Raw genomic sequence first — 6,155 nt, 5'->3', positions numbered from 1 at the left:
TCAACGACAATAAGCGAGCGGCGCTGCCGCAACCACTGAACCCCATTGACGCCCTGGCGGGAAACCAGCCGGCGCTGAGCCATTGCCTGCAATGAATATCGTCATCCTGGACGACTACCAGGACACCGTGCGCAAGTTGCGCTGCGCGGAACGCCTCGCAAGCTATTCCGCCAAGGTCTATACCAACACCGTCAAGGGGCTGGGGCAGCTGTCGGTGCGACTGCGCGACGCGGACATCCTGGTGCTGATCCGCGAGCGCACCCACATCACGCGCCAGCTCGTGGAAAAACTCCCGCGCCTGAAGTTCATTGCCCAGACCGGGCGCATGGGACCGCATATCGACCTGGCGGCTTGCACCGAGCGCGGCATTGCCGTGGCCGAGGGCACCAGCTCACCCGTAGCGCCGGCCGAGCTGACCTGGGCGCTGATGATGACCGCCATGCGCCGCCTGCCGCACTACATCGCCAGCCTCAAGCACGGCGCGTGGCAGCAGGCCGGGCTGCGCGCGGGCTCGATGCCGCCCAACTTCGGCCTGGGGCAGGTGCTGCGCGGGCGCACGCTGGGCATCTGGGGCTATGGGCGCATCGGCCAGATCGTTGCCGGCTATGGCCGCGCCTTTGGCATGAACGTGCGCATCTGGGGCAGCGATGCCTCGCGCACCAAGGCGCTGGCCGATGGCTACCAGGCGGCTGCCACGCGCGCCGAATTTTTCGAGCAGTGCGACGTGATCTCGCTGCACCTGCGGCTCAATGAGGCAACGCAGCACCTGATCACGCTGGAAGACCTGTCGCTGATGAAGCCGACGGCGCTGCTGGTGAACACCTCGCGCGCCGAGCTGCTGCAGCCCGATGCGCTGGTGGCGGCGCTCAACCGCGGCCGCCCCGGCATGGCCGCGATCGACGTGTTCGAGAGCGAACCCATCCTGCAAGGCCACGCGCTCTTGCGGCTGGAGAACTGCATCTGCACGCCGCACATCGGCTATGTCGAGCAGGACAACTACGAGCTCTACTTCGGCGCCGCGTTCGACAACGTCATCAACTACATGAAGGGCACGCCGACCAACATCGTCAACCCCGGCGCGCTGCAGATGCGCCGCTGACGCGCGATGGCGGAACCCGTCGATTGGCTGGCCGACGGCACCCCGGCCAACCCGCGCTTTGGCGACCGCTACCGCGCCAGCGCGGGCCACGGGCTGGACCAGGCGCACGGCGTGTTTCTGCGGGGTTGCGGTCTGCCCGCGGCCTGGGCCGATCAGGCGCAGTGGCGCATTCTGGAGACCGGCTTCGGGCTCGGGCTGAATTTCCTCGTCACCTGGGCCGCATGGCGCGCCGATGCCAGCCGCCCGCAGCGGCTGCACTTCATCTCGTGCGAGGCCTGGCCCGTAAGCGCCCAGGACCTGCTGCGCGCCGCACCGCCGGATGCCGAACTGCAAGCGCTGGCGGCAAGGCTGGCGCAGCAGGCACGCGGCCTGGTGCCGGGCGTGCACCGGCTGGCGTTTGAAGGCGGGCGGGTGCTGCTGACGCTCTTGATCGGCGATGCGCAGGCCATGCTGCGGGCGCAGCGCCCGCAGGCGGACAGCGTGTTTTTGGACGGCTTTGCGCCGCGCGTCAACCCCGATCTGTGGAGCCTGCACACGCTCAAGGCAGTGGCGCGCTGCTGCCGCCGCGGCACGCGCCTGGCCACCTGGAGCGCCGCGCGCAGCGTGCGTGACGCGCTGACGCAGTGCGGCTTTGCGTTACAGAAAGTGGCCGGCGTGCCACCCAAGCGCGAGAACCTGCATGCGGTGTACGCCCCGCCCTGGCAGCCGCATGCCACGCGCCCGGCACTGCCTGCCATCCCCCTGCCCGCCGGCCGGCGCTGCGCCGTGGTGGGCGCGGGGCTGGCGGGCGCGGCCGTGGCCTGGCAACTGGCGCAGCGCGGCTGGCAGGTGACGGTGCTCGATGTCGGCCGACACCCCGCCGCCGGCGCTTCGGGCGTGCCCGCCGCCATTTTTGCGCCGCACAGCTCGCCCGACGACAGCGTGATCTCGCGCCTCTCGCGCGCCGGCGTGCGCGCCACGCTGCGGGCGTTGACGACCCTGGCCGGTGATCTGGAGGGCAGCGCCTGGGCCATGCACGGCGTGCTGGAGCATGCCGTCGACCACGCCAGTCGCCCGGCGGGCGACAGCGACGCATGGCAGCACTGGACCCGCCCGGTCAGCGCCACGCAATGCGCTCGGGCCGGGCTGGACGCCGATGCGCCCGCGCTTTGGCACGCCAGCGCCGGCTGGCTGCAGCCGGCGGCGCTGATAGCACGCTTGCTGGCGCAGCCGGGCATCAGCGTGCGAACGGGGCAATCGGTCGCGGCCATCGAAGCAGCCGATGCACGCTGGCGGCTGACCGATGCACGGGGCGGGCCCATCACCGAAGCGGATGCGGTCGCGGTCTGCGCAGGCCCGGCCAGTGCGTTGCTGACCGGCCAGCCGCTGCCGCTGCAATCGGTGCGCGGCATGGCGAGCTGGGGCTGGCACACGCCGCAGTCCGCCGCAGCGCCTTGGCCTGCGATGCCGGTGAACGGGCACGGCAACCTGATCGCGCATGTGCCGCTCGCAGGCGGGGAGGCCTGGGTCTGCGGTTCGACCTTTGAGCGCGATGCATCCACTTTGCCGTTGACCGAGCGCGAAACCGCCGCCGCGCACCACGCCAATTTCGCCAAGCTGCAGATACTGCTACCCGCCTTGGCCGCTGCGCTGCAACCGGTGTTTGCCACGCCCGCCGCGCCGCCGCTACAGGCATGGTCCGGCGTGCGCTGCACCACGCCCGATCACCTGCCGCTGGTCGGCCCACTGACCGACCTCGCGGGCGGCGCGGAGCTGCCGGGCCTGTGGGTCTGCACCGGCTTGGGCGCGCGCGGCGCCACGCTGGCACTGCTGTGCGCCGAACTGCTCGCGGCCCGCCTGCACGATGAACCCCTGCCGCTGGATTCGGCGCTGGCGCGCGCCATGGCCACCGAGCGGCTGGCGCGCGCGGCACAATCGCCCACCGCCGCCGCCTCTTCACGCTCTTGACCCCGCCTTCACGCCCCCTTGCCTTTGCCTGCCTGGCGCTGAGCATGGTGCTCGTGGGCAGCTACGTGGCGCTGTCCAAACCGCTGGCCCTCGCCTTCCCGGTGCTGCTGCTGGCCTGGCTGCGCTTTGGCATAGGCGCGGTGGCGATGCTGGGCTGGCTGCGCAAGCCGCCCGGCGAGCCGCTGCTCACGCGCCGCGCCAAAGGGCTGTTGTTCTTGCATGCGCTGCTGGGCAATTTCCTTTTCACGGTGTTCATGATCTACGGCGTGAGCCTGACCAGCGCGACCACGGCCGGCCTGATCATGGCGTCGATTCCCGCCTGCGTGGCGCTGCTGAGCTGGCTCTTTCTGCACGAACGCATCAGCGCACGCACCTGGGTGGCGATTGCCTGCGCGGTGGCAGGGATCGCGCTGTTTTCACTCCATAAACAGGAGCTGTCAGCGCTGGATGGACAAGCGCTGGAGGCCAAAAACGATCCAAATTTTCAATGGCTGGGGATGGCGCTGCTGCTGGCCGCTTCATTGTGTGAGGCGGCGTATTCGGTGATCGGCAAACACCTCACCGGCACGCTGGGCCCGCGGCGCATTTCGGCCTTGATCAATCTCTGGGGCTTTGCCCTGGCCACCCCTGCCGGCGCGCTGCTGGCCCTGCGCTTCGATTTTGCCGCGGTCAGCGGGCCGGTCTGGCTGCTGCTGCTGTTCTATGCGCTCGCCGCCTGCATGTGGTCGGTCTGGCTGTGGATGACCGGGCTCAGCGTGGTGCCGGCCTCGCAGGCCGGCGTGTTCACGGTGCTGCTGCCGGTCAGCGCCGCGCTGGTCGGCGTGCTGGCGCTGGGTGAGCGCATGCAGGGTGTGCAGCTGCTGGCGTTTGCACTGGCACTGGCCAGCGTGGTGCTGGCCACGCTGCCCGCGAGCCTGATCAGCCGTGTATGGCGCGATCGCTGACGACGATGCCGTCGGCGTCGGCATAAAGCCAATCGCCCGGACGCACCCAGACGCCCTGCACCTGCACCGGCACATCGGCCTGGCCGCTGCCGCGCTTTTCGGTCGCCATCGGAATCAGCGCCAGCGCGCGCAGGCCCACGGCCTCGGCGTTGAGCTCGGCCACGTCGCGCACACAGCCGTTGACGACGATGCCGGCCCAGCCGTTGCGCGCCGCCGCCGCCGCCAGGTTGCCGCCCACCAGCGCACGGCGCAGCGAGCCACCACCATCGACCACCAGCACGCGCCCCGCCCCGGGCTGATGGACAGCCTCTTTCACCAGCGCGTTGTCTTCAAAGCACTTGAGGGTGCTGACCGAGCCATGGAACGATGCCCGCCCGCCAAAGGAGAGGAATACGGGCGGCAACACGCGAAACGCGCCACTCGTATCGTTTTTGTGCGCATCGCACAGGTCGCAGGTACTGATGTTGTGGAGGTTGGACATGGGAGAAACTGTTGAAAATGGAACAGCGAAACGCCGATTTTGCGCCGCCACTGTTGCCGCCATGCCGCAACCGGCGCAGCACCGTGGCAAAAAACCGCGCCGCCCCTTGGCAAGCGCTGAATTCCCGCTAGTATCCGTGGGCCAGTGGAGCCGTCGCTTGACGCTGGCGCCACCTATTTGACAACACAAGGAACACCGAACATGGCCACTGCAGCAAAGAAGGCACCCGCCGCCAAAAAGCGCACCCCGAACGCCGCCTTCATGAAGCCCCTGACACCGGACGCCGCGCTGGCTGCCGTCGTTGGTGCCAAGCCGCTGGCACGCACCGAAATCGTCAAGCAGCTCTGGGTCTACATCAAGAAGCACAAGCTGCAAGACGCCACCAACAAGCGCATGATCAACGCCGACGCCAAGCTCAAGGAGCTGTTCGGCAAGTCGCAGGTCTCGATGTTCGAGCTCGCCGGCCTGATCGGCAAGCACGTCAGCTGAAGCGCCGTGCGTGCACCATGAACGAACCGGCCAAGGCCGGTTTTTTCATGCGTGCAGAAAAAGAGACAAGACTATTTGAATGCGACAGATTCTCATTTATAATCGCAAGCACATGAGCTTCTGAACTGTTGTCATGATCGTCTGTGTCTGCCACCGCATTTCCGACCGCGAGATCGCACGCCACGCGCGCGCCGGCCTGAGCTTTGACGAAATCCAGATGGAGCTCGGCGTCGCCACCCAGTGCGGCTGCTGCGAGCAGACGGCACGCGAGGTGGCTGCGCAGTGCAGTGCGTCAGCAACCGTTGCCGCATTGCACAACGAAGCTGATCAGGCAGCCCGGCACACCTTTGCTGGCTGAACCGGCTGCTACTGCCTCATTCTTCTTGAATACACCTGCAGCGCTGTCCGGGCGGGCGCTGCCAGCTATCTTTTCATGAGTCACTTCGAGCCATACGCCCGTACCACCGGCCTCAGCCGCACCACCGCCATCGTCGGCTCGGTCGTGGCGCTCCATGTGCTTGCACTGTGGGCGGCGCAAAACGGTCTGCTGCGCCAGGCCGTGGAAGTGATCGTGCCAGTGCAGGTGATCAGCGATCTCATCACCCCCGCACCCCCACCACCACCCACGCCAGCGCCGGCACCGCCCGTTCCTCTCCCGCCGCCACCGCCCGCGCCACCCAAACCCAAGGCACCACCGCCGCCGCCCACGGTGCGCCACGCGCCATCGCCACGCAAGGCAGTGGCACCGCAGCCGGCGCCGATGCCGGTGGCCCTTGCAGACACGGCGCCAGCGCCTGACGCCCCCGTAGGCGTGGTCGAACCGCAACCGCCAGCGCCGCCCATCCTGGCACCCGTGGCGCCGCCGCCACCCGCACCGCCGGCCCCGCCAGCGGCACCGGCCGTGGTCGCGCCCTCCAGCAACGCCAGCTACCTGAACAACCCGCCGCCCACCTACCCCGCCGTCAGCCGGCGTCTGGGCGAGCAAGGCCTCGTCGTGCTGCGCGTGCTGATCGGCACCGACGGTCTGCCGCAGCAGGTGCAGGTGAAAGAATCCAGCGGCTTTGAGCGACTGGACCAGGCGGCGGTCAAGACCGTCTCGCGCTGGCGTTTCGTGCCCGGCACCAAGAACGGCGTGCCCGAAGCCATGTGGCACCTGCAGCCCATCAATTTCGTTCTGACCCACTGAAGACACACC

General features: G+C 68.5%; 7 protein-coding genes. 6 read left to right on the top strand and 1 reads right to left on the bottom strand.

Going from position 1 to position 6,155, the window contains the following annotated elements; genetic code table 11:
• The first annotated feature begins 91 nt into the window (after window positions 1–91).
• Genes ABS45_RS12700 through ABS45_RS12690 form a run of 3 tightly spaced genes read left to right on the top strand, consistent with a single transcriptional unit; the run spans window position 92 to window position 3,990 of the window.
• Window positions 92–1,099 carry a D-2-hydroxyacid dehydrogenase family protein gene (locus ABS45_RS12700; protein ID WP_291555907.1) on the top strand — a complete coding sequence of 336 codons (1,008 nt, stop codon included), beginning with the start codon at window positions 92–94 and terminating at the stop codon, window positions 1,097–1,099.
• A gap of 6 nt (window positions 1,100–1,105) precedes the next feature.
• Complete coding sequence (gene mnmC, locus ABS45_RS12695; protein WP_291555905.1) at window positions 1,106–3,046, top strand: FAD-dependent 5-carboxymethylaminomethyl-2-thiouridine(34) oxidoreductase MnmC; 1,941 nt, start codon at window positions 1,106–1,108, stop codon at window positions 3,044–3,046.
• Window positions 3,043–3,990: a DMT family transporter gene (locus ABS45_RS12690; protein ID WP_291555903.1), complete on the top strand. Its 948-nt coding sequence runs from the start codon at window positions 3,043–3,045 to the stop codon at window positions 3,988–3,990. The genes mnmC and ABS45_RS12690 overlap by 4 nt, the downstream gene beginning before the upstream one ends.
• On the opposite strand, the gene rraA is transcribed toward ABS45_RS12690, so the two are convergent.
• Window positions 3,965–4,471: a ribonuclease E activity regulator RraA gene (gene rraA / locus ABS45_RS12685; RefSeq protein WP_291555901.1), complete on the bottom strand. Its 507-nt coding sequence runs from the start codon at window positions 4,469–4,471 to the stop codon at window positions 3,965–3,967. The genes ABS45_RS12690 and rraA overlap by 26 nt on opposite strands.
• A gap of 201 nt (window positions 4,472–4,672) precedes the next feature.
• On the opposite strand from rraA, the gene ABS45_RS12680 reads away from it, so the two are divergent.
• The 3 genes from ABS45_RS12680 to ABS45_RS12670 all read left to right on the top strand — a co-directional run bounded on the left by ABS45_RS12680 (window position 4,673) and on the right by ABS45_RS12670 (window position 6,146).
• Window positions 4,673–4,960: an SWIB/MDM2 domain-containing protein gene (locus ABS45_RS12680; RefSeq protein WP_024537848.1), complete on the top strand. Its 288-nt coding sequence runs from the start codon at window positions 4,673–4,675 to the stop codon at window positions 4,958–4,960.
• A 133-nt stretch (window positions 4,961–5,093) separates the two neighbouring features.
• Window positions 5,094–5,318 carry a (2Fe-2S)-binding protein gene (locus ABS45_RS12675; RefSeq protein WP_291555898.1) on the top strand — a complete coding sequence of 75 codons (225 nt, stop codon included), beginning with the start codon at window positions 5,094–5,096 and terminating at the stop codon, window positions 5,316–5,318.
• 75 nt (window positions 5,319–5,393) lie between these two features.
• A complete protein-coding gene (locus ABS45_RS12670; protein ID WP_291555897.1) occupies window positions 5,394–6,146 on the top strand; it encodes an energy transducer TonB in 753 nt (250 codons plus the stop codon).
• Window positions 6,147–6,155: the final 9 nt, after the last annotated feature.

The organism is Comamonas sp. SCN 65-56 (genome assembly GCF_001724135.1).
Lineage (GTDB): Bacteria > Pseudomonadota > Gammaproteobacteria > Burkholderiales > Burkholderiaceae_C > Comamonas_C.
Note: the sequence above shows the minus strand (reverse complement) of the source record. Positions and strands in the feature narration are given on the sequence as shown.